This window comes from Candidatus Eremiobacteraceae bacterium (genome assembly GCA_035314825.1).
Classification (GTDB): Bacteria; Vulcanimicrobiota; Vulcanimicrobiia; order Eremiobacterales; family Eremiobacteraceae; genus JAFAHD01.
The window spans coordinates 23,139-47,605 of the sequence record DATFYX010000001.1 but is presented as its reverse complement, the minus strand read 5'-3'; the positions used below and the strand labels follow the sequence as shown (position 1 = coordinate 47,605).

General features: G+C 66.6%; 27 protein-coding genes and 1 other RNA gene. 9 read left to right on the top strand and 19 right to left on the bottom strand.

Going from position 1 to position 24,467, the window contains the following annotated elements; genetic code table 11:
- Nucleotides 1–16: 16 nt before the first annotated feature.
- From atpA to VKF82_00235, 7 genes are read right to left on the bottom strand one after another with little or no spacing between them, the layout of a single operon-like run.
- Nucleotides 17–1,528, bottom strand: coding sequence for a F0F1 ATP synthase subunit alpha (gene atpA, locus VKF82_00265; GenBank protein HME80486.1), 1,512 nt, complete (start codon nt 1,526–1,528; stop codon nt 17–19).
- A gap of 1 nt (nt 1,529) precedes the next feature.
- Nucleotides 1,530–2,111, bottom strand: coding sequence for an ATP synthase F1 subunit delta (gene atpH, locus VKF82_00260; protein HME80485.1), 582 nt, complete (start codon nt 2,109–2,111; stop codon nt 1,530–1,532).
- Nucleotides 2,104–2,601 (bottom strand): hypothetical protein, encoded by a 498-nt coding sequence (locus tag VKF82_00255; GenBank protein HME80484.1) that lies wholly within the window; start codon nt 2,599–2,601, stop codon nt 2,104–2,106. Before VKF82_00255 ends, atpH begins: the two co-directional genes overlap by 8 nt.
- Complete coding sequence (locus VKF82_00250; GenBank protein ID HME80483.1) at nt 2,602–3,036, bottom strand: hypothetical protein; 435 nt, start codon at nt 3,034–3,036, stop codon at nt 2,602–2,604.
- A gap of 7 nt (nt 3,037–3,043) precedes the next feature.
- Entirely contained in the window at nt 3,044–3,331 is a 288-nt protein-coding gene (gene atpE, locus VKF82_00245; protein HME80482.1) for an ATP synthase F0 subunit C, read from the bottom strand.
- A 9-nt stretch (nt 3,332–3,340) separates the two neighbouring features.
- Nucleotides 3,341–4,066 (bottom strand): F0F1 ATP synthase subunit A, encoded by a 726-nt coding sequence (atpB, locus tag VKF82_00240; GenBank protein ID HME80481.1) that lies wholly within the window; start codon nt 4,064–4,066, stop codon nt 3,341–3,343.
- Nucleotides 4,067–4,074: 8 nt separating this feature from the next.
- Entirely contained in the window at nt 4,075–4,479 is a 405-nt protein-coding gene (locus tag VKF82_00235) for a hypothetical protein (protein HME80480.1), read from the bottom strand.
- Between the two features lie 103 nt (nt 4,480–4,582).
- Between VKF82_00235 and VKF82_00230 the strand changes: the two genes are divergently transcribed.
- On the top strand, nt 4,583–5,566 hold the full coding sequence (locus VKF82_00230) for a hypothetical protein (GenBank protein ID HME80479.1): 984 nt from the start codon (nt 4,583–4,585) through the stop codon (nt 5,564–5,566).
- A 12-nt stretch (nt 5,567–5,578) separates the two neighbouring features.
- Here the strand turns inward: VKF82_00230 and VKF82_00225 are convergent, their stop codons facing one another.
- The 6 genes from VKF82_00225 to rpiB are packed head-to-tail and all read right to left on the bottom strand — an operon-like array spanning nt 5,579 to nt 10,719.
- Nucleotides 5,579–5,779, bottom strand: a complete 201-nt coding sequence (locus tag VKF82_00225) for an AtpZ/AtpI family protein (GenBank protein ID HME80478.1) — start codon at nt 5,777–5,779, stop codon at nt 5,579–5,581.
- Nucleotides 5,776–6,942 carry a UDP-N-acetylglucosamine 2-epimerase (non-hydrolyzing) gene (gene wecB, locus VKF82_00220; protein HME80477.1) on the bottom strand — a complete coding sequence of 389 codons (1,167 nt, stop codon included), beginning with the start codon at nt 6,940–6,942 and terminating at the stop codon, nt 5,776–5,778. The genes VKF82_00225 and wecB overlap by 4 nt, the downstream gene beginning before the upstream one ends.
- Complete coding sequence (locus tag VKF82_00215) at nt 6,942–7,997, bottom strand: MraY family glycosyltransferase (protein ID HME80476.1); 1,056 nt, start codon at nt 7,995–7,997, stop codon at nt 6,942–6,944. The genes wecB and VKF82_00215 overlap by 1 nt, the downstream gene beginning before the upstream one ends.
- Nucleotides 7,994–8,467, bottom strand: a complete 474-nt coding sequence (locus VKF82_00210; protein ID HME80475.1) for a cytidine/deoxycytidylate deaminase family protein — start codon at nt 8,465–8,467, stop codon at nt 7,994–7,996. The genes VKF82_00215 and VKF82_00210 overlap by 4 nt, the downstream gene beginning before the upstream one ends.
- 12 nt (nt 8,468–8,479) lie before the next feature.
- Complete coding sequence (glyA, locus tag VKF82_00205) at nt 8,480–9,733, bottom strand: serine hydroxymethyltransferase (GenBank protein ID HME80474.1); 1,254 nt, start codon at nt 9,731–9,733, stop codon at nt 8,480–8,482.
- Nucleotides 9,734–9,735: 2 nt separating this feature from the next.
- On the bottom strand, nt 9,736–10,719 hold the full coding sequence (gene rpiB / locus VKF82_00200) for a ribose 5-phosphate isomerase B (protein ID HME80473.1): 984 nt from the start codon (nt 10,717–10,719) through the stop codon (nt 9,736–9,738).
- A gap of 59 nt (nt 10,720–10,778) precedes the next feature.
- Here rpiB and VKF82_00195 point away from each other — a divergent pair, with 59 nt between their 5' ends.
- Nucleotides 10,779–11,471 carry a TIM barrel protein gene (locus VKF82_00195; GenBank protein HME80472.1) on the top strand — a complete coding sequence of 231 codons (693 nt, stop codon included), beginning with the start codon at nt 10,779–10,781 and terminating at the stop codon, nt 11,469–11,471.
- A gap of 29 nt (nt 11,472–11,500) precedes the next feature.
- On the opposite strand, the gene ssrS is transcribed toward VKF82_00195, so the two are convergent.
- A non-coding RNA gene (gene ssrS, locus VKF82_00190) (6S RNA) lies at nt 11,501–11,682 on the bottom strand.
- Between the two features lie 144 nt (nt 11,683–11,826).
- On the opposite strand from ssrS, the gene VKF82_00185 reads away from it, so the two are divergent.
- From VKF82_00185 to VKF82_00155, 7 genes are read left to right on the top strand one after another with little or no spacing between them, the layout of a single operon-like run.
- Nucleotides 11,827–12,252 (top strand): Mpo1-like protein, encoded by a 426-nt coding sequence (locus VKF82_00185; protein HME80471.1) that lies wholly within the window; start codon nt 11,827–11,829, stop codon nt 12,250–12,252.
- Entirely contained in the window at nt 12,249–12,671 is a 423-nt protein-coding gene (locus VKF82_00180) for a hypothetical protein (GenBank protein ID HME80470.1), read from the top strand. The genes VKF82_00185 and VKF82_00180 overlap by 4 nt, the downstream gene beginning before the upstream one ends.
- 11 nt (nt 12,672–12,682) lie before the next feature.
- Nucleotides 12,683–13,705, top strand: coding sequence for a dipeptide epimerase (locus tag VKF82_00175; protein ID HME80469.1), 1,023 nt, complete (start codon nt 12,683–12,685; stop codon nt 13,703–13,705).
- A gap of 9 nt (nt 13,706–13,714) precedes the next feature.
- A complete protein-coding gene (locus VKF82_00170; GenBank protein HME80468.1) occupies nt 13,715–14,791 on the top strand; it encodes a DUF1611 domain-containing protein in 1,077 nt (358 codons plus the stop codon).
- The gene (locus VKF82_00165; protein ID HME80467.1) at nt 14,764–16,413 is read left to right on the top strand and encodes a peptide ABC transporter substrate-binding protein; all 1,650 of its coding nucleotides are present in this window, start codon (nt 14,764–14,766) and stop codon (nt 16,411–16,413) included. Before VKF82_00170 ends, VKF82_00165 begins: the two co-directional genes overlap by 28 nt.
- Nucleotides 16,401–17,471, top strand: a complete 1,071-nt coding sequence (locus VKF82_00160; protein ID HME80466.1) for a peptidase C39 family protein — start codon at nt 16,401–16,403, stop codon at nt 17,469–17,471. Before VKF82_00165 ends, VKF82_00160 begins: the two co-directional genes overlap by 13 nt.
- Before the next feature lie 8 nt (nt 17,472–17,479).
- The gene (locus tag VKF82_00155) at nt 17,480–18,355 is read left to right on the top strand and encodes a hypothetical protein (protein ID HME80465.1); all 876 of its coding nucleotides are present in this window, start codon (nt 17,480–17,482) and stop codon (nt 18,353–18,355) included.
- 2 nt (nt 18,356–18,357) lie between these two features.
- Here the strand turns inward: VKF82_00155 and VKF82_00150 are convergent, their stop codons facing one another.
- From VKF82_00150 to VKF82_00130, 5 genes are read right to left on the bottom strand one after another with little or no spacing between them, the layout of a single operon-like run.
- Entirely contained in the window at nt 18,358–19,764 is a 1,407-nt protein-coding gene (locus tag VKF82_00150) for a DUF2079 domain-containing protein (protein HME80464.1), read from the bottom strand.
- Entirely contained in the window at nt 19,765–20,637 is an 873-nt protein-coding gene (locus tag VKF82_00145; GenBank protein ID HME80463.1) for a halocarboxylic acid dehydrogenase DehI family protein, read from the bottom strand. It lies immediately after the preceding gene.
- The gene (aspS, locus tag VKF82_00140) at nt 20,634–22,487 is read right to left on the bottom strand and encodes an aspartate--tRNA ligase (GenBank protein ID HME80462.1); all 1,854 of its coding nucleotides are present in this window, start codon (nt 22,485–22,487) and stop codon (nt 20,634–20,636) included. The genes VKF82_00145 and aspS overlap by 4 nt, the downstream gene beginning before the upstream one ends.
- Nucleotides 22,484–23,428, bottom strand: coding sequence for a glycosyltransferase (locus VKF82_00135; GenBank protein HME80461.1), 945 nt, complete (start codon nt 23,426–23,428; stop codon nt 22,484–22,486). The genes aspS and VKF82_00135 overlap by 4 nt, the downstream gene beginning before the upstream one ends.
- Nucleotides 23,425–24,408, bottom strand: a complete 984-nt coding sequence (locus VKF82_00130) for a glycosyltransferase family 9 protein (GenBank protein HME80460.1) — start codon at nt 24,406–24,408, stop codon at nt 23,425–23,427. Before VKF82_00130 ends, VKF82_00135 begins: the two co-directional genes overlap by 4 nt.
- Nucleotides 24,409–24,467 lie beyond the last annotated feature (59 nt).

Here is a 24,467-nt window from a genome sequence, read left to right as displayed (position 1 = left end):
CATTTCCGCACATAGGCTATGATGCCGCCTTGAAGCGCTGCTTGAACTCGACGATCGCAGCGTCGAGTTTCGTGCGCAGATCGTCCGTCAGCTCTTTGCGGTCGGCGATGAATTTCGGGATGTCCGGATGCGCCGTCTGCAAGAACTCGTAGAACTGCTTTTGGAACTCGCGCACGCGCTCGGTCGGGATGTCCGCCAGGTAGTCTTTGACCGCGACGTAGATCTGGATGACCTGTTTGTCGAGATCGAGCGGCTCGAACTGCGGCTGTTTGAGCGTCTCCGTGACCTTCTCGCCGCGCGAGAGCTGGGCTTGCGTCGCCTTGTCGAGGTCGGACGCGAGCTTCGAGAACGCCGCGAGGTCGCGGTATTGCGACAGCTCCAGGCGTAGCTGGCCGGCCACCGCTTTCATCGCCTTGGTCTGCGCGTTGCCGCCGACGCGCGATACGGACAGGCCGACGTCGACCGCCGGGCGGATGCCCTGGTAGAAGAGGTTGGTGTCGAGATAGATCTGACCGTCGGTGATCGAGATCAGATTGGTCGGGATGTACGCCGACACGTCGCCTTGCTGCGTCTCGATGACGGGGAGCGCGGTCATGGAACCGCCGCCCAGCTCGTCGGAGAGCTTGGCCGCGCGCTCGAGCAGGCGCGAGTGCAGGTAGAAGATATCGCCCGGATACGCCTCGCGGCCCGGCGGGCGGCGCAGCACCAGCGAGATCTCGCGATAGGCCTGCGCATGCTTGGAGAGATCGTCGTAGATGATGAGCACGTGCTTGCCGGCGTACATGAGCTCTTGGCCCATGGCGCAGCCGGCGTACGGCGCGATGTAGCGCAGGCTGGCGGGATCCGCGGCATTGGCCGCGACGATCGTCGTGTAATCCATGGCGCCCGCGTCGGTGAGGATCTTGTAGACCTGCGCGACCGTCGACGTCTTCTGGCCGATGGCGACATAGATGCAGATGACGTCTTTGCCCTTTTGGTTGATGATCGTATCGAGCGCGATTGCGGTCTTGCCCGTCTGGCGGTCGCCGATGATGAGCTCGCGCTGCCCCTTGCCGATCGGGATGAGGCCGTCTATGGACTTGATGCCCGTCTGCAGCGGCTCGTGCACGCCTTGGCGCTGCACGACGTTGGGCGCTTGCGTCTCGATCGGGCGGGTGCGCGTCGTGTTGACGGGTCCCTTGTCGTCGAGCGGCTGGCCGAGCGGATTGACCACGCGGCCGATGACGCCTTCGCCCACCGGCACCGATACGATGCGCTTGGTGCGGCGCACGGTATCGCCTTCTTTGATCTCGTTGTCCGAGCCCATGATCACGACGCCGACGTTGTCTTCTTCCAAGTTGAAGACGATCCCGAACAGCCCGTTGGGGAACTGCACCAGCTCGCCCGCCTGGGCGGCGCTCAGCCCATAGACGCGCGCGATCGAATCGCCCACCTCGATGACGGTTCCGACCTCGTCTTCGCGCACCGGTGTCTGCGCGCTCTTGATCTGCTGCTTGAGTATTCCGGCGATTTCGTCGGCGTTGATCATTTCAATCCCCTGTTTTTCCGTTGGTCGAGGTGGCGGGCCACGTATCCGTGGTCGCGAGCAGATGGCGGCGAAGCTCTTCGAGCTTGCCGGAAACGCTCGCGTCGACGTAGCGATCGCCGACTTGGACGATGAGGCCGCCAAGCAGCTCTGGCTGCACTTTCACTTGCGGCACGATCGTCCGCTTGTAGACATCGCTGAGCCGGCGCGTCAACGCTGCCAACTCGTCCGCCGGCAGCGGCGCCGGCATGTCGATCGTCGCGCGTTCGACCCCTGCGTGCCGGTCGAGCAGCTCGTGCATCTGCCTCGCGATGATGCGGATGAGGTTCTCACGGCGCTTGCGGGCGAGCAGGATCACGAAATTGCGCACGAGCTCGCTTGCGCCCGACAGCGTCTTCTCGAGGATCTGCTGTTTGGTGGATCGGTCGACGACCGGCGACTCGAAGAACTGCGCCAGCGCCGGATCCTCGCCCAGGGCGGCGACGAAGGCGTCGAGCTCCGCCACGGTCGCGTCGACGGCGCCGGCTTCGCTCGCCAGCGAGAACAGCGCGCTCGAGTAGCGCCGCGCGATGCTGTCCTTAAGCACGTCGCGCCTCGAGACCGCCGAGCACGCCCTGGACCAGCTCGTCTTGGCGGGCCGGCGTGAGTTCGCGGCGCGCGATCGCGCGTGCGCCTTGCGTCGCGCGCTCGACCGTTTCTTCGAGCAGCTCGCGGCGCACGCGGTAGCGCTCGCGCTCGAGCTCGCCGTTGGCGTGTGCGAGCACGCGTTGTGCGTGCTCGCGCGCTTGCGCGTTCTCTTCGTTGATGAGACGCTCGGCTTGCGCCGTGCCAACCTCGACCATGCGCACCACGTCGACTTTCGCCTGTTCGATGGCGCGGCGGGAGGATTCAACGGCCTTCTCGGACGCGGCGCGCTGCGCCACCGCGTCCTCAACCGCCTTGTTCTGAGCCTCTTGCTGCGCGACGAGCCAACCCTTGCCGGCGCGCTGATAGATGTACGCGATCGCGGCGATCAAGAGGGCGAAGTCGATGACCTTCGCGATGAAGATCGGATCGCGGATGCTCGAGAAGTCCATCTAGGCCACCTGCTCGATGTCGAGCGCGCGCTGCGCCATCGTGCGGGCGAGCTCGTCGACGAACGGTCCCTGCTTCTCGACCGCTTGCGCGCGTTCGTCGGCGACGGTCGCGTGCGCGAGCGCGACCGTGGCGGCGGCCTCATCGGCCGCCTTGCGCTCGATCGCGTGGGTCTCGTCGGACGCCCGGGTCCCAGCAGCGCGCATCGCTTCGTCGACCGTGCGGCGCCCGCCGTCGAGGATCGTGCCCGCCTGCGCCTGCAGATCCCGCGCTTGCGCCGCAAGCGCATCGGCCTGCGCGTACTGATCGGCGATGAACCGCTGCCGCGCTTCGATCGCCCGCCGCGTCGGCGCGATGAACAGATAGTTCAACAGCACCCAGAACACGACGAAGTTCAGGATCTGGACGAGGAGCGTGCCGTCGAACGAGAGCAGCATGCGTCTGCTAGTGCGCCGCCAGCAGTGGCTTGAGCTGCGAGAACACGCCGAAGCCGCCGCCGCCGATGACCAAGAAGAAGGCGAGCGCGATCGCGATGATCGGGAACGCCTCCAGGATGCCGAAGCCGAGGAAATAAAAGAAGAAGATATTTCCGCGGGCTTCGGGCTGGCGCGCGATGGATTCGACGGCCTTGCTCCCGATGATGCCGTCGCCGATCGCGGAACCGAACGCCGCGAAGCCGACCATCAGGGCGAACGCCATGATGACCGTGGCGACCAGAATAGTGTTTTCCATGTCTGCTCCTTAGTGTTGCTCGTCAGAGGTCGGAGTGATGAGGTAGGCGATGGTGAGTAGCGTGAAGACCAGGGCCTGCAGGAATCCAATGAAGATGTTGAACGCGTAGATGAGCACGGGCGCGCCGTTCGCCAAGACCGATATAGCGCCGAGGTGCGCGGCGATCACCGCGGCGATCACCACCAGCAGGATCTCGCCCGCGAAGATATTGCCGAACAGCCGCATCGCCAGGGTGACCGGGCGTGCTAACTCGTCGATGATCATGATCGGCAGCATCGGAATCCCAAGACCGAGCGGCCGGATGACCAGATGCCCGAAATATCCGAGCCCTTTGCGGTAGACGCCGACGCCCCAGACCAAGCCAATCGCGAAGAGCGCGAGCGCGGCCGTCGTGTTGAGGTCAGCGGTCGGCGACTTGCCCACGAATGGGATGACGCCGATCTCGTTCATCACGAAGATGAACAGGAAGAGCGAGATGATGAAAGGCACGAACGGCACGCCGTTCTTGCCGAGGATCGTCTCGACTTGATTGCTCAACGCTGAGACGATGAGTTCAAGTATCGTGTAGCGTTTCGAGAGCTGCGTGACCGGATGCAAGCGCGCCAAGAGGCCGAGCGTGACGAGGACGATCGCCATGGCGAGCCATGTTATAAGCACCGTGTCGGAGTGCACGGTGTTGAAAGGAGCCGGCAAGGGGATGTGCCATAGAGGATGATCCCCGATCGTCTCGTGCATCGCGTCCTTTACACTGGAGTCGTTCCGGTCGCGCCCGTCTGCGCGGGACCGTCAACGATTCTATTCTTGTACACCCAGATGGCCACTGCCAGCGGTGCGACAAATCCGGCAAGGTACGTGAAGTAGCCGAGCCATGGACCGCGCCCGACGATGAAGAACGGGGCCGCCCCGGCGAGCAGCACGCGCAACAGCGATTCGATCGTCAAGAACGGCAGGTAGCGTTTGCCGCCTCTCGTCAGCCGGTCGAAGCTGGTGGCGATGTGGAAAAGGTAGGCCATGCCTATCAGCGTGCCCGCGAACAGCGCGATCGCCGGTAGAGGCTGATGGCTCAGGGCCAAAGCGACCGCAGCGGCAGCCCCGACCGCCAGGCTGCGCAACGCCACCGCTGCCTGAAACGTGCGGAAGCTTTCCATGGAATTTGGCTGGTTCGTGCGGCTCCGGAAACCGCCCTCCCCTTCGAACGCTCGTACGCCGATAATGACCCGTTAACGCGGCGCAGTTAGCATGAGGAAGTCTATGAGAAATGCCGCTTTCGCCATCTGCTGGCTCCTTTGTTTCGTCATGTCGGCCGTTGCGCCCGCGCGTGCGTGGGGATTGCGCGGCCACGAGATCATCGGCGATGCCGCGGTCGCGCATCTTCCCGCCGCGCTGCCCGACTGGATGCGCACCGATTCGGCGAAGGCGCAGATCGTCTACCTGCAGACCGAAGAAGACCGTCTCAAGGTCGGGCAACAGGACGAACGGGCGTGGTTTCGCGAGTGGTCGACGGACCATTACATCGATATCGGCGACGACGGGCGCATCGCCGGGGTCTTGGAGCTGGGCGCGCTTCCGCCGACGCGTGACGAATATATCGTCGCGCTCTACAGCGCGAGTCCGCCGATCGACGCATATTCCGTCGGATTCTTGCCATACGCGATCCTTGAAGGCTACGAACAAGTGCGCACCGATTTCGCGCTCGAGCGATTCGCGCAAGACGCGCTGGCCAGCGCTGAGCCGGGCGAGCGCGCGGCTGCGCAAACCGAAGTGGACCGGCGCCGCGCGCTGACCATTCATGACATCGGCATCTTCTCGCATTTCGTCGGCGACGCGACCCAGCCGCTGCATGTCTCGATCCATTACAACGGGTGGGGGAAATATCCGAACCCGAGCGGCTACACAACCGCAAGCAACACCCATGCCGAGTTTGAGGACGACTTCGTGGTCAAGTTCTTGACGCCGGCGGCCGTCACGCCGCTGGTCGGAGCGGTGCAGACCTTCCAGACCGTACCGCAACCGGAGGTCGCGGGCTACATCGCGGCGACGGCGCGCGAAGTGATCCCGTTCTACGATCTGCAAAAGCGCGGTGCGTTCGATCTAGCCGATTCGACGAGCGCCGCGCATGCGGACGGCGTGAGGTTCACGGCGTTGCGGCTCGCAGCCGCGGCGCAAATGCTAGACTCGCTCATCCTGACGGCCTACGTGACGAGCGCGACCATCAAGCCATATACGGGCCAGTAGCGCGCTACTACATCACTTGAGCGCGGCGAGCTGACGGAACATCGAGAAAAAGCCGGACACGAATCCGACCAGGATCCCGACCGGCACCGCCCATCCCCAGTGCAGATACTTGTAGGCGGCAAAACCAAGCAGCCCGCCGGCGATGACGTTGGCGATCAGCGAGAACCCGATCGCGCCGAGCGCAGAGACCGAAAGCGGCGTCTGGTCCTTCACCGCGCGGCGGACGGCAGCGTCGGCGGGCGTGACGGATCGAACTCGTCAGGCAGTGCGCCGTTGCGGTGAAACGCCCAGAGCGCGTCCGCGATGCGCCGCGCGGCTTGGCCGTCGCCGTATGGATTGGCGGCATGCGCCATGTGCGCATACGCCGCGGGATCGTCGAGCAATTCGTCGAGCGCGGCGGCGACCGCCGCTTCCTGCGTGCCGATCAGCCTCAGCGTGCCGGCTGCCACGCCTTCGGGCCGTTCGGTGACGCGGCGCAGCACGAGCACCGGCTTGCCAAGACATGGCGCTTCTTCTTGCAGTCCGCCCGAGTCGGTCGCCACGAGCGTGCAGCGTCCGATCGCGCCGACCAAGCTGCGATAGCTCATCGGCGGGACGAGGTGCACGCGCGGCTGACCGTCCAAGATGCGCCGCACCGTTTCGACGACCTCCGGGTTCTGGTGCACCGGCCAGAGTACCGACACGTCTTCGTGGCGCTTCACCACCGAGCGCAGTGCGCGGCAGATCGCTTCGAGCGGTTCGCCGAGGTTCTCGCGTCGGTGCGCTTCGACGAAGATCATCCGCTGCGTGGCGACGGCAGGCGCATCGCCTGCCGTCGTGCGTCCGTGCATCCACAGGAGGGCGTCGATCACGGTGTTGCCGGTGACCACGATGCTGTGCGGATCCTTGCCTTCGCGCAGCAGGTTCTCGCGCGCCGTCGGCGTGGGCGCGAAATGGTGGGTCGCGAGCACCCCGGTGAGGCGCCGGTTCATCTCCTCGGGGAACGGCTCGTAAATGGTGTCGGTGCGCAGGCCCGCCTCGACGTGGCCGACTGGGATCTTCTTATAATAGGAAGCGAGCGCCGCGGCGGTCGAGGTGGTGGTGTCGCCGTGGACGAGCACCGTATCGGGGCGCACGTCCCCCAGCACGGGCCCAAGGCGCTCGAGGACTCGCGTCGTCACGTCGGTGAGCGACTGGCCCTCGGTCATCACCTCGAGATCGTGTTCGGGCGCGATGCCGAACAGCGCGAGCACGTCGTCCATCATCTCGCGGTGCTGCCCGGTCGCGATGGGGACGCACTCGAAGCGCGCGTCGCGCGCGAGTTCGAGCATCACCGGCGCCATCTTCACGGCGTCGGGTCGCGTGCCGAAGACGACGGCTACCCGCAGCGGACACATCAAAAGATGTGCGGTCCTTTGGGCAGCGAGAGCACGATGGCGACCACGCCTAGGATGCCGCACACGGCGTAGATCAGCAACACCGCCTGGCGCTGCGACAGGCCTAGATCGAGCAGCTGGTGGTGCACGTGTTCGCGGTCCGCGCCCGAAAGCGGAGCGCCCTTGTGGAGGCGGCGCGCGATGACTTTGGCGGTGTCGAGGATCGGCAGCGCCAGGATGAGCAGCGGCACGACGAGCGAGATCGCGACCGCTTGTTTCTCGGTTCCCATCACGCCGACCGTGGCGAGCACGAAGCCGATGAACAGCGACCCGCCGTCGCCCATGAAGATGCGTGCCGGACTGTAGTTGAACGGCAAGAAGCCGGCCGCGGCGCCGGCGAGGGCGCACGTCGTGATCGCCACCAGATACTGCCCTTTGAGCAGCGAGATGACGGTGAGCGCGACGCACGCGATGGTGGTGTACCCGGCGACCAGGCCATCGAGCCCATCGAGGAAGTTGATCGCATTGACCATTCCGAGGTACCAGAAGAGCGAGAACGGGATCCCGAACCAGCCCAGTTCGACCAGACCGAAGTGCGGCAGGCGCAGATGGTAGATGGTGAAGCCGTAGAACAGCACCGCGACGAGCGCCACCGCGAACTGCGCGATGAACTTGTTGCGCGCGCGCATTCCCATCACGTCATCCCACAGGCCGACGCCCATCATCAGCGTGCCGCCGAACAGCAAACCGATGATCTTGGCCAGATCCGGCGTGTCGAGGTAGCGCGCGATGACGCTGTTGTTGGACAGCGCCACGTTGAGCGTGACGAACAGCGCGAGCGTGAACCCGAGATAGATCGCGATGCCGCCGAGACGCGGCGTCGGTTCGGTGTGGATGCGCCGGTCGCCGTCGGGCTCGTCGAAGTGCCCAAGCTTGATCGCCGCGCGGATCACCAGCGGCGTCACCAGCGCGCACGCCGCGAACGCGAGCACGAACGTCACCGCGCACAGCGCGTAGATGTTGATGCTGAAGCGGATCGGCGCCGCCAGCGTCACGAGAGCCGCGAGCGCCGTCATCGCGTCCGCGTCGCGAGCCGGTCGAGGCGCGTGCCGGCCTCGTTCAGGAGCGCGGCAGCCAGATCGTCGGGATAGGCGGCTTCGTACACGACGCGCGTGATGCCGGCATTGATGAGCAGCTTCGCGCACGTCAGACACGGGTGATCGGTGCAGTAGATCGTGCCGCCGGCGATCGACGTGCCATAGCGGGCGGCTTGCACCAGCGCATTCTGCTCCGCGTGCGTCGAGCGCGCGCAATGGCCGTCGCGCATGTCGCCGCCGTTCGTATGATCGCAGTGGCGCATGCCGATCGGCGCGCCGTTATAGCCGGTGGCGAGGATGCGTTTGTCTTTGACGATCACCGCGCCGACGCTGCGCCGCGAGCAGGTCGCCCGCGTCGCCACCGCGCGCGTGATCGCCATGAAATACTCGTCCCAGGACGGGCGGTCGTGGGTGGTCGGCTCGGGGATGTGCGGCAGCGTCTCTTTCACAGCGATGGCGGACTACGGCACGTCGAACTGCGCGGTCAACTCGTAGACCCGGTCGCGCAGCTGACCGACGCGCGCCCGCGGGCCGATGTCGTCCATCGCCGCGCCGATGATCGCCGCGATCTCGACCATTTGGTCTTCTCTCATGCCGCGCGTCGTGATCGCCGGCGTGCCGATGCGCACGCCGCTGGCGACGGTGGGCGGATTCTTGTCGAACGGGATGGTGTTCTTGTTGACCGTGATGCCGATCTCGTCCAGATAGACCTCGACGTCCTTGCCGGTCAACCCGCGCACCGACACGTCCACGAGCATGAGGTGGTTGTCGGTCCCGCCGGTCACGATGCGCAAGCCGTGCGTCTGCAGCGCCGCCGCCAGCGCCTTCGCGTTGCCCACCACCTGGCGCGCGTACGCGCCGAACTCGGGGCGCAGCGCCTCCCGGAACGCGACCGCCTTGGCCGCGATGATGTGCATGAGCGGGCCGCCCTGGATGCCCGGGAAGACATTCTTAGCGATGGCCTTGCCGCGCTCCGCGTCGCACATCACAGCGCCGCCGCGCGGGCCGCGCAGCGTCTTGTGCGTCGTCGTCGTGACGAAATCGGCGTGCCCGACCGGCGTCGGGTGGATGCCGGTTGCCACCAACCCGGCGACGTGCGCGATGTCGGCCATGAGCACCGCGCCGACCTCGTGCGCGATGTCGGCGAACGCCTTCCAATCCGGGATGCGCGAGTAGGCGCTCCAACCGGTGACGATCAGCTTGGGCTGATGCTCTTTGGCGAGCGCGCGGATCTCGTCGTAGTCGAACTGCTCGGTCTCGCGGCTTACCGTATAGCCGACCGAGTTGTAGAGCTTGCCGCTGAAGTTGACCTTGCTGCCATGCGTCAGATGGCCGCCGTGATCGAGCGCGGCGCCCATCACCGTGTCGCCCGGTTTGACGGCGGCGAAATAGACCGCCATGTTCGCCTGCGCGCCCGAATGCGGCTGCACGTTGGCGTACTCGACGCCGAACAGCTTCTTGAGCCGCTCGATCGCCAGCGTCTCGGCCAGGTCGACGAATTCGCAGCCGCCGTAGTAACGCTTGCCGGGGTAGCCCTCTGCGTACTTGTTGGTCATGACGCTGGCCGCGGCTTCGCGCACGGCCGCGCTGACGTAATTCTCCGAGGCGATCAGCTCCAGGTTCTTGCGCTGGCGCTCTTCTTCTTTGAGGATCGCGTCGTAGATCTCGGGGTCTTGCGTCGCGAGCACGGCGTGCTCGAGCAGGCGCGCGTTCACGTCTAGATGTGCTCCTTGCTGTCTGGATCGTATTCGTCGATCTCAGCCACACGCCGCGCATGGCGGCCACCTTCGCCCTCGGTCTGCAGCCACACGCGCAGGCACTCGACGATCATCTCCCAGCCGACCAATCGCTCCGCGAAGCAGATGATGTTGGCGTGATTGTGCTCGCGCGACAGCTGCGCGGAATAGGGTTCGGCGACCGGCGCGGCGCGCGCGCCGCGTACTTTGTTGGCGGCCATCGCGATGCCGATGCTCGAGCCGCACACCAAGACGCCGCGCTCGAACTCGCCGCTGCCGACGGCCTCGCCGACCTTGAACGCGATGAGCGGATAATCGACTGGGTCGGTGGAGTAGGTGCCGAAATCCACCACTTCGTGGCCCCACTCGCGCAGCAGTTCTGCGAGCTTCTGCTTGTACAGGAATCCCGCGTGATCGGCGCCCACGGCGATGCGGTAGACGTGCGCATTCGAATCGTTCATACGGACCTGGTCATCGTTCGCGCCTGCCGCATGCCTGGCCTTGAGCTCGGCCAAGACGCGGGGCATGCCCGCCACGAGCATGTCGCGCACCGCCCGATATTCTTCGAGGCTTCGACCGTATGGGTCGGGCACGTCGCCCAATCCGGTGAGCTCGTCGAAGCTGACGATGTGTTGGGCATCCGGCTCGTGCACGCGCAACCACGAGCGGTGTGAACCGGTGGCGGCGACGACCAGCGCGGCTTCGCGCACGTGTTCGCGGGTCGTCTGGCGAGCGCGATGGCGGCGCAGCGTCAACCCCAGCTCTTCGATGACCTGACAGGCGGTATCTTCGGCCGGCATGTCGACCAGGCCCATCGTCCCCGAACTCGCGACGCGGATGTCGAAGCCGGACTCGCGCGCTGTATGTGCCGCGATGGCCTCAGCCATAGGGCTGCGGCAGATGTTGCCGCTGCAGACGAACAGCAGCATCGGTGCGGCGCGGGGGCGCGGATCGGAGGTCGACATCTCCTCGCCGGCTTTCGACCCGAAAGGGCGCGAGTCCGTCGCGAAGAACGGCGCTCTCGATGAGACTAGCGCTCAGCTCCCGCAGTTTTGCACTTGCTTTGGACGACAAGCGCCTCACGCAGCTCGAGTGGATCGACCTGTGCGGCGCCGAGCCGGCGCTCGATGGCGTCGACATGAGCATCGAGCACTTCCCGCGCCGCGATGACGACTATCTCGCGCAGCTCAAGAAACTGTGCGTCGACCGGCGCTTGACGATCGCCGGCGTGAACACCGCGCTTGCGCTCGGCGCGGGCGAGTTCGATCCGCAGGTCGATGAGATGAAAGCGGTTTTGGACGCCGCGGCAACGCTTGGCGCGCCGTTGGTGCGCTTCTCGTGCGGCGCGGCGGCGGGTTCGCCAGGCGTCGCGTGGCGCGAACTGATCCGAGCGTTGAAATATTCGAGCGATCACGCCAAGCGCCGCAACGTGACGCTGGCGGTGACGCCTCGCGACAATACCTTGATCGCCGACGAAGCCGACATCAAGCGGGCCTTCAAGGAGTGCGACTCGGCATGGCTGCGACCAGCCGTGCCTGCGACGGTGTCCTGGGAGAGCCACGCCGGCGATGCGGTGATCATGACGGCGGGGCCGAGCGGCGATGATCTCGCCGCTGCGCTGCGCTTCCGCGGCTTCGTCAGCTTAGAAGATGAAGGCGGCTCGCTGGACGCGCTGCGTCTGCGCCGCTGGGCGCAAAGCTTCTACGCCCCCCAATAAAACGGCCCGCTGTTCGCGAGCCGTCTATGCTCTGCCCCGAAGTGCCGTTGCCCGCAAGGGATCTGAACCTGCTCTCGCAGGTGGGTGCTCACCCGGCCGGACACAGGCTTCCCTCTCGTGGAGGGCTTGCTCAAAGCGGCCCGGAGATCGGCTCCCGTTGTGATTGCGTTGGCTCAATCACAAAGCGGACTGGCGCACACCGCAGGGAGATCTCGCGCGATCGCTCGCGCGTGGCCCCACACTAGCACTTGGCGCGCGACAAAACAAGTCTTGACTTTGGCGCGGAGGTCGTTCTCGAACAGAATAGGTGCGCGCCCGCCGCGATGCGAAGAACGTGTGAAGGAGCTGCACAACGATGGTCGATCGCTACTTCGCAGAATACGCGTCGTATCACACGGACCGGCGCAATCTCATCTGCCACGAGATCGGCATCCCGCTCATCGTCTGGGCGCTGTTCTCGCTGCTCGAACTGGTCAAGATCGGCCCGATCGACCTCGGCATGGTCGTCGGTGTGCTGATCATCGCGTTTTATCTGCGTCTGGACGTGCGCCTCGCGCTCGTCGCGCTGGTCGCCTTCGCGGCGCTCTACGTCGCCGGACGCTACACGCCCTGGCCGGTCGCCGTCGGCGCGTTCGTCGTCGGCTGGATCTTCCAGTTCGTCGGCCACGGGTACGAAGGCAAGAAACCGGCATTCCTCAACAACCTGGTCCACCTGCTCGTAGGTCCGCTGTGGATCTGCTCGTTGGCGATGCCGCCTCGCGCGCGCAGGTACCAGCCGTGAGCACCGTCGTCGGTATCTTCCCCACCAGCGACACGATCTCGACGCTCGCGCACGAGATCAAGGCGCGCGGCCTCGACCCCTCGCGTCTCGTCGTGATCAGCAACGACGAACCTTCGGGGTACCTCGCGTCGATCGGGGCGCGCTTTGTCGGCGCGCTGGAGCCCGCTCGCATCTCGGGCGACGTGGACGTGGCAGTGCCCGGATTGCGGACCGGGGCGCCGTCCGATCTGAACGACCAAGAGACCTCGCCCGCGCTCGAAGCGCTCAGCGATCTTGCCGTCCCTGACGGCCGCACCGATGATTTCATGCGAGCCGTTGACGCCGGACGAAGCGTGGCCGGTTTCCCGGCCGCCGACGACGCCGACGCGTTGCGCGCGATGTTCTCGGCTGCCGGCGCCAACCCGGTCGCGGTGTTCTAAAGCCCGACCGCATGAAGGAAGGCCGGCCCCGGCTTGAGCTCGAGCCGCTCGACCTTCGATTGCGCCATCGCTTCACCATCGCGCGCGGATCGGAAGACGTCTCGCGCACGCTGATCGTGCGCCTGCTCGCGCATGGCATCGAGGCGCTGGGCGAGGTGACGCCGTCGGAACGTTACGGCGAGAGCGTCGAGCTCATCGAGAGCCAGCTGCGCGCGCTCGCGCTGCGCGACGAGGATCTGCTCGACGTCCACGCGGCGCTCGCGCGCGTGCCGGCCGGGGAACGCGGCGCGATGTGCGCGCTCGATCTCGCGCTGCACGACTACGCCGGCAAACTCCTCGGCATGCCGGCCTACGCGCTCTTCGGACTCGATCCGGCGCAGGCCAAGGCGACGTCGTTCACCATCGGCATCGCAAATATAGACGAGACGCTCGCCAAGGTGCGCGAGGCAGCACATCTGCCGATCCTCAAGGTCAAACTAGGCGCGGGCCGCGAGATCGAGACGCTCGAAGCGATCCGCGGTATCTTCCGCGGCACGATCCGCATCGACGCGAACGAGGGCTGGACCCCCGAGCAGGCGGTCGCATGCCTGCGCGAGCTTGAGCGCTTCGATCTTGAGTTCTGCGAGCAGCCGGTGCCAGCCGGACATCCTGCGCAGCTGCGCTACGTGCGCGAGCGCTCGCCGATCCCGATCTTCACCGACGAAGACTCCGTGAGCGCCGGCGACCTTCCGCGGCTGCAGGGCTGCGTCGATGGCATCAACGTCAAGCTGGTCAAGTGCGGCGGCATGCGCGCCGCGGCGCACATGATCCGCGACGCGCGCGAGCGCGGCATGAAGGTCATGATCGGCTGCATGATCGAGTCGTCGGTGCTTTCGACCGCCGCCGCGCATCTCACCCCGCTCGCCGACTACGCGGACATCGACGGTCCGCTGCTCATCGTCGACGACCCGTTCGAAGGCGTGACCTACGACGGCGCGCAGCTGCGCCTGCCTGACGCGCCTGGGCTGGGGGTCCGCGCCCGCGCGACGGCGTAGTCCGGACGCATGGCAGCGCGCCGCTACGCGATCCTGACCGAAGGCCAGCTCGTCGACCGGCGGGCGAAAACCGCGCATGGAGTCATCCAGTACGGCCGCGACGAGATCGCGGCGGTGATCGATTCCCGTTATGCGGGGCGCGACGTCGCTGATGTGCTGCCGCGCCTGCACAGATCTGCGCCGATCGTCGCGTCGCTGCGCGAGTCGCTTGCTTATCGCCCGACCTCATTGCTGCTCGGGGTGGCGAATCAAGGCGGTTTCATACCCGACGATTTTCGTCCGCACATCCTCGCGGCGATCGACGCCGGGCTTGAGATCGTCAGCGGTCTGCATCAGTTGCTGCGCGACGACGCCGAGTTCGTCGCCCGCGCGCGCCGCTCGGGCTCCAACCTGTGGGACGTGCGCGTGCCGCCTGACGACATCCCGCTGTTCTCCGGAGCGGCGTATCGCGCCGCCCAGGTGGTCGCACTTGCGGTCGGCAGCGACTGCGCCGTCGGAAAAAAATCGGTGATGATCGAGCTGGATCGAGCGGCCCGCGCCGCCGGCGACCGCAGCGAGTTCGTCGCGACCGGCCAGACCGGCACGCTGATCGCGGGCAAGGGCATCGTCGTCGATCGCGTCATCTCGGATTTCATCACCGGCGCCGCCGAGCAGCTTGTGCTGGGCGTCGCTCGGGATGCTCGCTATGCGCTGGTCGAAGGACAGGGAAGTCTGTGGCATCCCGCATATGCGCCGGTCACCGTCGGTCTACTGTACGGCTGCGCCCCCGACGTGCTCGTGATGTGCATCGACACGGAGCGCGAGGCGGTCGAGGAGTACGGCGTAACGCTCCCCGCTTTGCCTGACATGATCGCCGCGCACGAAGCGCTGCTCGCCCCCATCAAAGCGGCAAGCGTGGCGGTCGTCGCGGTCAACACCTCAAGTCTTGACGATGCGCAAGCGCGTGCGGCGATCGCGCAGGCCGAGGCGAGCTCCGGCCTGCCCGCCGACGACGTCGTGCGCTACGGCGGCGCGCGCTTGTGGAACGCGTTGCGCGACGCCGCGCAGCGTACGGGTAAGTGGCGCGCGCGCGTCGCGATGCCGTGAGAAGCGCCGGCATCGCGCTCTTCGCCATCCTCGTGCTCGGCGGATGCGGCGTATCGCACGGTCGAATGAATTCGACCGCTCCAGGGAAAGGCGCTGGGAATCCGTGGACCGTGCACGGCGTCGTGCGTTTTTCGGAACAAGAAGAGCCGAACACGCTCCTCAAGATGTTCTCGAACCAGGAATCGGCCGACGACGTCAGCGCGCTGCTCTTCGAGCCGCTCTTCCGCTTCGATGAACGAGAGCGGCCGGTGCCGGCGCTTGCGACGGCCTTCCCCAGCCTGGACAACGGCCTTGTCAGCAAGGACGGGTTGCGCATCACCTTCCGCCTGCGCCCGGACGCGGTGTGGTCAGACGGTGTGCCGGTGACGGCCGACGACGTCATCTTCACCTGGCACGCGATCGTGGATGGGAACAACCCGGTAACCCACACGGCTGGGTATGACAAGATCCGGACGATCATCGCGGACAATCCGCACCAGGTGACGATGATCTTGCGCCAGCCCTTCGCGCCGGCGGTCTACTTGTTCTCCGAAGGCGACTTTCCGCCGCTGCCCAAGCATCTGCTCGCCGGTTACCGCACGCTGAACGATATCCCGTACGACGCCGCTCCCATCGGAGACGGTCCGTTCATGCTCAAACGTTGGGAGCATGGCTCCGAGCTTGTGTTCGCCGCCAACCCCCGCTATTGGCGCGGGCGCCCGAAACTCGACGAAGTGGTCATCAAGATCATCCCGAACACCGACACCGCGATGCAGCTGCTGCGCTCGCACGAGATCGACGTCATCGACGGCGTCCAAAAGGCGCACGTCCGCGAACTTGCGGACGCCCCCGGCATCCGCGTCTACGTGCATCTCATCGCCGCCTACCGGCACCTCGATTTCAACCTCAAGAATCCGATCCTGGCCGACGCGGCGGTGCGCCGCGCGCTCGCTCGCGGCATCGACTTCGAGCGCATCATGAAGACGGTCTACGCCGGCTACGCGCGACGTGCTTCGACCGACATACCGCCGTTTTCGTGGGCGGCGAGCGATCTTGCACCCATCCCATACGACCCCGACGAAGCGAGGCGCACGCTTGACGATGCCGGTTGGCGGGTGGCGGCGGACGGCATCCGCGAAAAGGCCGGCGAACGCTTGGCGCTCTCGATCTCCAGTGCGGCGGGCAACCGCGCTGCCGAGTCCGCCGAGGCGCTGATCGCGCAGCAGCTCAAGTCTATCGGCGTCGAGCTTGCGATCAAGAACTATGCCGGGCCGCTGCTCTTCGACGAACGCGGTCCGTTGTACGGCGGCACGTACGATATGGCGTGGATCGAGAACACGGAAGGGGTCGATCCCGACGATCTCGCGGCCTGGGGCTGCGATTACTTCCCGCGTGCCGGCGCGAACACCGACTTCTACTGCGACCCGCGCGTGGACGCGCTGCTGCGCGACGCGCAGCGGCAGGCCGATCAAGACGCGCGCCGGCGCGATTACCGCCAAGCGTGGGTCATCATGCTCCGCGATGTCCCCGCGGTCATCGTCTATTGGGATAAGAGCGTCGTCGCGGCGAACTCCGATCTGCGCAACTACAAGACGTCTCCGGTCATCACGGATTTTTGGAACTGCTGGGAATGGGAAATCTAGCATATGCGGCACTGCTGGCCGCGCTGTCGACCCTTGCCGGAACCCATATCGTGAACGGCGGCGTAGCCGATCCCAACGACCGCATATGGTTCGTGGATCCCACCGCAGCCTCGGCAGCCGTAGAGCGCAGCGCGCAGGTGCCGGGCGGCTTCGTGACCGCGATCGCCTCCTGGAACGTGCAAACGCCCGGCGGCTCGAGCGTCGCCGTCGAGTTGCGCGCGCGCATCGGCGCGCGCTGGACCCGTTGGTATTCGATGGGCATGTGGAGCGCGGACTTGCAGGGCGGCAAGCGCCGCTCGGTGGACGGGCAAAAGGACGCAGACGGACGGGTGGACACCGACACGTTGACGCTTGCGGCGCGCGCCGATGCGTTCGACGTGCGCGTGACGCCGTCGGCTGGAAGCGACGGTTCGCTACCGGTCGTGCGCTTGCTCGCTGTCGCGACGTCGCTGGCGCCCGACGGCGGCGGCTCGGCCCGCCCCGCCGGCGGTCTGGTCGCAGAACTGCCCGTGCCCGAGCGCAGCCAACGCATCGCGACGTCGCCGGACGCCAAGGGCGGGGGCGGCGATTCGTGGTGCAGTCCGACCAGCGTGTCGATGGTGATGGCGTATTGGGCGCGCGTGCGCAGCCAGCCGCGATGGGATATCGATGTCGCGCAGGTGGCCGACGGCGTCTACGATCCGGTGTACGACGGCTGCGGCAACTGGCCGTTCAACGTCGCGTTCGCGTCCGAGCACGGCCTAGCCGGATTCGTACGGCAGTTCCCTTCCCTTGACGACGTCGCGCAGCTCGTCGCACGCGGCGTGCCGGTGATCGCGAGCATCGCGGTCAAGCCCGGCGAACTCGATGGCACGCCGTATCCGAAGACCGAAGGGCACCTGCTGGTCGTCCGCGGCTTCACCTCGGCCGGGGACGTCATCGTCAACGATCCGTACGCCTTGCCCGGCGCTATCCGGCGCGTCTACCGGCGCGATCAGTTCGCGCGCGTGTGGCAGGGCGGCTCGAACGGGACGGTGTACATCATCGCTCCGCCCGATATCGTCCAGATGCTGCGTTAGGGCCCGCGATGTCAACCAAAGCCGTCGGACTTTTCGCCGTCGCGACTGGCGCGTGCGCAGCCCTCATCATCTGCGCCTCGCCCGCCCGCGCCGGCGGCTATATCGCCGTGCAGTCGGAGCCGGGCGCGAACGAGATCTTCGACCGTGCGCTCACGTTCGTGCGCTCGCAGACCTATCCGCCCTACGTCTCCTCTGTCATCACGGTGGACACGCAAGCCAAAGGCCGTTGGCTCGTCGAGCAGTTCGCGTCGGTCTGCCGCTCGCGAGACGACCGGGTCGACACCACCGCGAAACCGCTGAGCTCGACCGAACAGCCGGACAATCCGTACCGCGTCACGCTCAAGGTCAAAGGTCTTCCCGTGAAGGACAGCCCCAACATCGACGAGCCGTTCGGCTTGCCGCAGATCTCGCCGCTGTACGACTTCGGCCTCGCGCGGCTCGCGCCGGCGACGTCGGCTGCGCGCGCGTACGACGTCTCGCTCTTGGGCGTCGAGTCGCTGCACGGCCGGCACGCGTATCTACTCGAGCTGACGCCGCTGCTCGATCCCAAGGCCCACCGCGTGCGCGAGATGTGGGTCGACGCCAAGACCTTCGCGGTGTTGAAACTCACCAGCGCCGGCGCGTTTCGCACCGGCCAGGCGACGACGGTGACCTGGACCGTCAGCTACACCATCAATCACGGCCGCTGGCTGATCGAAAACGAGTCGACGTCGGCGTCGCTGCTGTTAGGCGGCTACGCGCCTGTCGTCGACCCGTACGTCGCGCTGCCGGGCGCGACGCGCTATGACGGCGTGAGCTATACGTTCACCGACTTTCAGTTCTTGAAGAACGTCTCCGACCTGCTGTTCCTCGAGAGCACGCCCAGCGAGGCCACCCAGCAGTAGCGTCAGAGGGCGCACGTCGGCGGGGATATGCGGGCGCGCGCGTAGACCTCGTCAGGCACGTCTTTGATCCGTTTGAAAAGCGTCACGCTGCCGTCTTTCGCGATCGGTTGGAAGTAGCCGCCGCACACGACAGCGGCAAGGCGCGGCACGATGTTCGTCCGCCACGTGAGGCCATCGTAACTCGCGTCATACACGAAGTAGTCCGGCGTCACGTACATGCCGATCCGCGCGTTAGGATCGAGCGACAGGTGGGTGTACGCCTCGTCGAACGAGCCCACCACCGCATCGGGCGGCACTTTGGCGATGATGCGGTCCAACGACGCGTCGCGCGCGCTGCGCAGATGGTAGTAGTGCGCCCAGTGCGTCGGGCTCGCGACGATGAGGTTCAGGACGCACGCGCCCATGCAGATCTTGACGAGCAGGCGCGCCCGCGCCGCGTCGCTCGCGGCGATCCCCGCCAGTCCGACTGCGAACGCGGCCAGCACGTACGATAGCCAGACGCCGGCATAGTGCGTGCCCATCGTGTAGGTGACGGGCCAGCGCGACGAAAGCACTTCGACCAGCCCAGGAACGGCAAGCCATAGCCAGCGGGATGCGAACGGCAAGAAGAGCAACGGCACGAAGACCTCGAGCAAGAAGGTCAATCGTTCGAGCACGATCGCGGCGCCGTGCGGCAGATCAGCGTCGTGCGCGAGGTAGAAATCGGCCACGAAATACCGGCCGCCCGCATTCGGCTGTATGACGTCGAAATACAGGGCCAGCACCGCCAACGACGCGACGGCGACGGATCCGCCGAACAGCGCTCCCGCACGATCGCGTTTGCGCAGGGACAGAATCAGGTATCCGCCTCCCAGGACCGCGAGGATGAGCGCTTGATCTTCCTTGATGCACAGCGCAAGCGCGGCGAAAAGCGCGGCCCAGCCGAAACGCCTGGCGTCGACCGCCCACAGCAGCCACGCGAGCGTGGCCGGCGCCATGCCGTTCTCGTGGACCTCACCCAGCGACATGGCGACCAGCGGCGGGTACAGCAGCGTCACGCATGCGATCAGCGCCGCCAGGTGCGGATCCGTCCGCTTGCGCGCGATCAGGTAGATCGCCGGCGCGGTGAGCGCGCACGCCGCCACCTGGATCAGTTGAAGCGTCAGCGGCGAGCGCGCGAGGAAGAGCAGCGGCGCCAGCAGATAGTACACCGGCGAGAAATGGACCATGAAGTGATTGCCGTGCTCGACCTGGTTGGAGAAGCCGTGGAACGCCGACGCGATGGTCTGTGTGTACAGCCCGAGATCCGCGCCGTAGCCGTAGGTCAGGTAGCGGTCGGCCGCAAGCGCACAGCCAAGCGCCGCGAACGCCGCGACGGCCGCCCACAAGAGGCGCCTGGCGCTCGTGTCCGCGCGCAGGTCGCCAGCCACCTACGAAGAGGGTTCGCTTTGGTTCAGCGCGCGATGCGCGAGCGCCGTGCCGATGATCACCCCTGGCAGCATCTCGCAGAAGACGTCGTTCGCGCGCGTGATGCGCGCGCGCTCGTCCGCGCTCACCTCCACGCGCACCAGCGCGTCTTCGCGCAGGTTGAAGACGTACGGCAGATGGCGCGCGGCGGTGATCGCCGCGTCGTCGACCTCGCGGCATAAGGCGGCGAAGCGCGGCGTCTGCATCGCGGCCTTCATGTCGTGCCAAAAGATCTCGAGCCAGTCGGGAAACGCCGCCATGGCGCGATACTCGCCGCTCACGAACGGCGCGCCGCTGGCCGCTTTGATCTCCTCGTACACAGCGCGCACGCGCAGCGGAGCGTCGCGCTCTTCGATGATCGCCACGCTCAGGCCGCGGTAGTCGCGCGCCAGGCGCTCTTCGTCGCCGCTGAACTGATGGGTCCCGGTTCCGGCGCCGCCGACCTGGGCGCCGCTCATCGCCAGGCGGACGGCATGCGCGATGACCAGCAGCTTGGGGTCGACGTCGACGACCATGGCTGCGATCTCGCGCATGCGCACGATGTCGCCCTCGCCGACGTTGCGCGCGCGCAGCTGCGCGGCATGATCGGCAAGCGGCCAGGTCGCCGCGGCGCGCTCGGTCTGTTCGCCCAACGCGCGCGCATGGTCGACGAACGGTTTCGCGAGCACGTTCGGCCGCAGGCGCCGCCACGTGTAGTCGAGGAAGCGCGGCACGGCCGCATACGCCTGAAAGAGGCTGCTCACGACGGGCACGCGCAGGCTGGCTTTGATATCCCGGTATGCCTCGCGCACCCGTTCGTCGACGGCGTCGGGTTCGCGTACCAGCGTTATAGTCACAAATCGCTCCTCGATTCCCCCGGCCTCAAGAGGCCGGGACTACTGGGCTGGCCGGGGCTCCTGGGTTGTTCGATCTTGAGGCGCAGCTCGCGCAGCAGCTGCGGCTCGATGCTCGACGGCGCGTCGATCATAAGATCTTGGAACTTCTGGTTCTTCGGAAACGCGATGACCTCGCGGATCGACTCTGCGCCCACCATGAGCTGGATGATGCGGTCGATGCCGAGCGCCATGCCGCCGTGCGGCGGCGCGCCATACGCGAACGCCTCGAGCAAGAATCCGAAGCGGTGCGCCACCTGCTCCTCGCTGTAGCCCAGCAGTTCGAACACCTTGCGCTGCATGTTCGGATCGTGGATGCGGATCGACCCGCTGCCCAGCTCCGATCCGTTGAGGACGACGTCGTAATGCTGCGCGCGCACGTGCAGCGGATCGTCCTTGGACAGGTCTTGGCCCGGTGCCGGCGCGGTGAACGGATGGTGCATGGGGCCGATCGCCCCGGTCTGCGGATCTTTCTCGAACAGCGGGAAGTCGAGCACCCAGCAGAACACGAAGCGCGCAGGATCGCGCAGGCCGCGCTCCGTGCCGAGGTGCAATCGCAACTTGCCGGCGATCGTCTGCGCCGCCGCGCGTTCGTCCGCGACGAAGAACAGCGCGTCGCCGTCTGAGGCGGTGCCGATGGCGCGCAGCTGCGCCAGGGTCTTGTCGTCAAGGGCTGCTTTAGGCAACGAGGTCTTGACGCCGTCGGACGCAAGCGCGATCCATGCCAATCCCTTGGCTCCCCACTCGGACGCAGCCGTCTGGGCAAGCGCATCGAACTCGCGCCGCGAGCGGCTGGCGCCACCCGGATCGACCAGCCCGATGATCGCGTCGCCCTTGGCGAGCGCCGCGGCGAAGATCTTGAACTCGGTCCCGGCAAAAGCCGGCGAGAAATCCGCCAGCTGCATCTCGAAACGCAGGTCGGGTTTGTCCGAGCCGTAGCCGGCCATGGCTTGCGCGAAGGTCAGGCGGCGGAACGGCGGCACGACGTCGGTGCCCAGCGCGCGCTCGAACATGTGCGCGAGCGTCCCCTCGATCACCCCGATGACGTCTTCTTGGGTCGGGAACGTCAGCTCGATGTCGATCTGCGAGAACTCGGGCTGGCGGTCGGCGCGGGCGTCCTCGTCGCGAAGGCAGCGCGCGATCTGGAAATAGCGATGGAATCCGCCGACCATGAGCAGCTGCTTGAACAGCTGCGGCGATTGCGGCAGCGCGTAGAACTCTCCCGGGTGCAGGCGGCTGGGCACGAGAAAATCGCGCGCCCCTTCGGGCGTCTGCTTGATCAGCAGCGGCGTCTCGATCTCGAGGAAGCCTTGCGCGTCGAGGTAGTCGCGCGCCGCTTTGACGGCGCGATGGCGCAGCGCGATGTTGCGCTGCATCTGCGGCCGGCGCAAGTCGATGTAGCGGTATTTCATGCGCAAGCTCTCGTCGACGTCGCTATCGCCGTGCAGCGGGAACGGCGGCGTCTTCGACTTGTTGAGCACTTCAAGCGTGTCGACCGCCACCTCGACCGTGCCGGTGGCGAGATTCGCGTTCTCGGTCCCGGCCGGCCGGCGCCGAACGGGTCCGATCGCGAGGATGACGTCTTCCGAACGCAGATGACCGGCGGTCTCGTACGAGGCCTTGTCGGTCGTGCGCGGATCGAAGACCACCTGGGTCATTCCGAAGCGGTCGCGCACGTCGATGAAGATCAGTCCGCCGTGATCGCGCGTGCTGTTCACCCAGCCGCGGACGCCCACGCGCGCGCCCTCGTCCACGACGCCGATTTCGCCGCAGGTGACGAATCGATATGCGCTGCTCTGACCGGCTGATGTCACGTGCGTCTGGCTCCGTCGGGCTCGCGCAACGCGCGCTTCACCCCGTTCAAGTAGTGGTATTGGTAGGCGATCTGGCGCGCTATGAAGGGCCATGTGTTCTTGCGCGGCGCCTCCTGGCCTTCAGCCGCACGCTCGATCGCACGGCGCACCGGTCCTGCCGCTTGCAGCAGCGAGTGCAAGGCGAGCGACAGCGGCGTCATCCCGAGGTTCGCCATGACCGCCACGTCGCGATGCTTGCGGTAGAAGCGCACGGTGGAGACGCCCGCCAGCTCCATCTTGCTCTTCTGCTCTTGGTAGCCGACCGGGTGCCAATGGTAGTTGATCGCGTCCGGGTCGTAGCGCAGTTCGACGCCGGCCTTTTGCAGCCGGTAGCCCAGCTCGAGATCTTCGTGGCCATAGCCCGTGAAGTCCTCATCGAAGGCGCCGACCGCGAGCAGGTCATCGCGCCGCACGGAGGCATTGCCGGTCAAGAAGTAGAGCCACGAGAGCCGGCGTTTCGACGCCGGATGGAGCGGCTTGCGGACCTCCGGATGGTCGCGCTGCGTCTGATAATCCGCAAGCGAATTCACCTGCAGCTCGCACCCGACCACGGCCACGCGATGCGCGGCGGCACCGTGATCGGCGACGTGGCGTTCCAGCAGATCGGGAGACGCGATGATGTCGGCGTCGGTGAAGAGGACGAGCGGCGCGCTAGCCGCTGCGATGCCGGCATTGCGCGCCGAGGCGCGGCCGGCGTAGTCGCCCGGAAGATGGCGCAGCGCCGGTGCGCCTGCCGCTTGTGCGAGGCGCGCGATGAGCTCCGCCGTGCCGTCGGCGCTCCGCGAATCAGCGACGATGATCTCATACTCGCGCGCGGGCAGCGTTTGGCCCAGCAGCGAGGGCAACACTTCCCGCAACGTGTCGACGCGGTTGTAGGTCGGGACGACGACCGAGAGCTTCATATCCTGGATCGGATCGCTGGGCTGGGCCGGCACAGCAGCGCGCGCACGCCGGAAAGCACGTCGTCGATGATCGGCGTCATCTCGGCGCCGAGCGGCGGCTTGCACAGCACGACCGACGGCACGCGCCACGGACTCCATTCCTGCGAGCTCAGCCGGAAGTAGCGCCGCTCGTACACGCCGACCACGGGCACGCCTTGCGCGGCCGCGACATGCACGGCGCCGCAATCCACGGTGATGAGCACCGCGCATCTGCCGATGGAGGCCGCCCATTCCAACGCGGGCGCCTCACCGGACCACACGACGTTGGGCGCGACGACCGCTTCGCGCAGACGCCCCGCGGCATCGCGCACGTCGGTTCCGTAGGTCACGAGCACGTCCTTGTGCTCGGCGGCGAGCCGCTCGATCAGCGTGCGCGTCGCGCCCGCACCGAAGTCGTTTTCGAACCAGCGAGGCGCGAGGTTCACGCCGATGGCGCCCGCGGGCACGAGGGCGGCTGCGACAGTTCGTGCCTCGTCGCCGACGTCGAGCACGAGCGCATCGGTGAGCATGTCGCCTCCCGCAAGCCGTACGAGCGCGAGCACCTGATGCACCTCGTGCGCGACCGGGCGGTCCGGATAGCGATCGGCGAGATCCGGGTCGGCTTCCGAGATCGCGTGCTGCGTGAGCATGAAGCGCGCGGCGAACCGGGAGAGGTAGCGGCGGCGATAGACGTAGCCGAGGCGCCGCGGGGCATGCGACCAGAGCGCCAGGCGATAGTCCGGCGTGCGCGGAGCGAGCGCGACCGCGACATCTGCGTCGCGTCCGAGACCCGCGGCGAGCACGCTTGCCTCGGCGCGGGAAGCCGATCGCGGCAGCACGTGGAGCGCGTCGACGTCAGGATTGTAGCGCACGATCGGCTCGTTGTAGTCTGAGACCAAGAGATCGATATGGGCGTCCGGCCACGAACGCCGGAACGACGCGATCGCCGGCGTGGAGAGCACGAGGTCCCCGAGCCTGTCGGTGCGGATGAGCAGGATGCGGCGATATGCGGGCAGCGGCG

Coding starts and splice junctions, on each gene's coding strand:
- atpA (HME80486.1), bottom strand. CDS start 1,528: ATGATCAACGCCGACGAAATCGCCGGAATACTCAAGCAGCAGATCAAG.
- VKF82_00255 (HME80484.1), bottom strand. CDS start 2,601: ATGGACTTCTCGAGCATCCGCGATCCGATCTTCATCGCGAAGGTCATC.
- VKF82_00250 (HME80483.1), bottom strand. CDS start 3,036: ATGCTGCTCTCGTTCGACGGCACGCTCCTCGTCCAGATCCTGAACTTC.
- atpE (HME80482.1), bottom strand. CDS start 3,331: ATGGAAAACACTATTCTGGTCGCCACGGTCATCATGGCGTTCGCCCTG.
- atpB (HME80481.1), bottom strand. CDS start 4,066: ATGCACGAGACGATCGGGGATCATCCTCTATGGCACATCCCCTTGCCG.
- VKF82_00235 (HME80480.1), bottom strand. CDS start 4,479: ATGGAAAGCTTCCGCACGTTTCAGGCAGCGGTGGCGTTGCGCAGCCTG.
- VKF82_00230 (HME80479.1), top strand. CDS start 4,583: ATGAGAAATGCCGCTTTCGCCATCTGCTGGCTCCTTTGTTTCGTCATG.
- wecB (HME80477.1), bottom strand. CDS start 6,942: ATGTGTCCGCTGCGGGTAGCCGTCGTCTTCGGCACGCGACCCGACGCC.
- VKF82_00215 (HME80476.1), bottom strand. CDS start 7,997: ATGACGGCGCTCGCGGCTCTCGTGACGCTGGCGGCGCCGATCCGCTTC.
- rpiB (HME80473.1), bottom strand. CDS start 10,719: ATGTCGACCTCCGATCCGCGCCCCCGCGCCGCACCGATGCTGCTGTTC.
- VKF82_00195 (HME80472.1), top strand. CDS start 10,779: ATGAGACTAGCGCTCAGCTCCCGCAGTTTTGCACTTGCTTTGGACGAC.
- VKF82_00185 (HME80471.1), top strand. CDS start 11,827: ATGGTCGATCGCTACTTCGCAGAATACGCGTCGTATCACACGGACCGG.
- VKF82_00175 (HME80469.1), top strand. CDS start 12,683: ATGAAGGAAGGCCGGCCCCGGCTTGAGCTCGAGCCGCTCGACCTTCGA.
- VKF82_00170 (HME80468.1), top strand. CDS start 13,715: ATGGCAGCGCGCCGCTACGCGATCCTGACCGAAGGCCAGCTCGTCGAC.
- VKF82_00160 (HME80466.1), top strand. CDS start 16,401: ATGGGAAATCTAGCATATGCGGCACTGCTGGCCGCGCTGTCGACCCTT.
- VKF82_00155 (HME80465.1), top strand. CDS start 17,480: ATGTCAACCAAAGCCGTCGGACTTTTCGCCGTCGCGACTGGCGCGTGC.
- VKF82_00135 (HME80461.1), bottom strand. CDS start 23,428: ATGAAGCTCTCGGTCGTCGTCCCGACCTACAACCGCGTCGACACGTTG.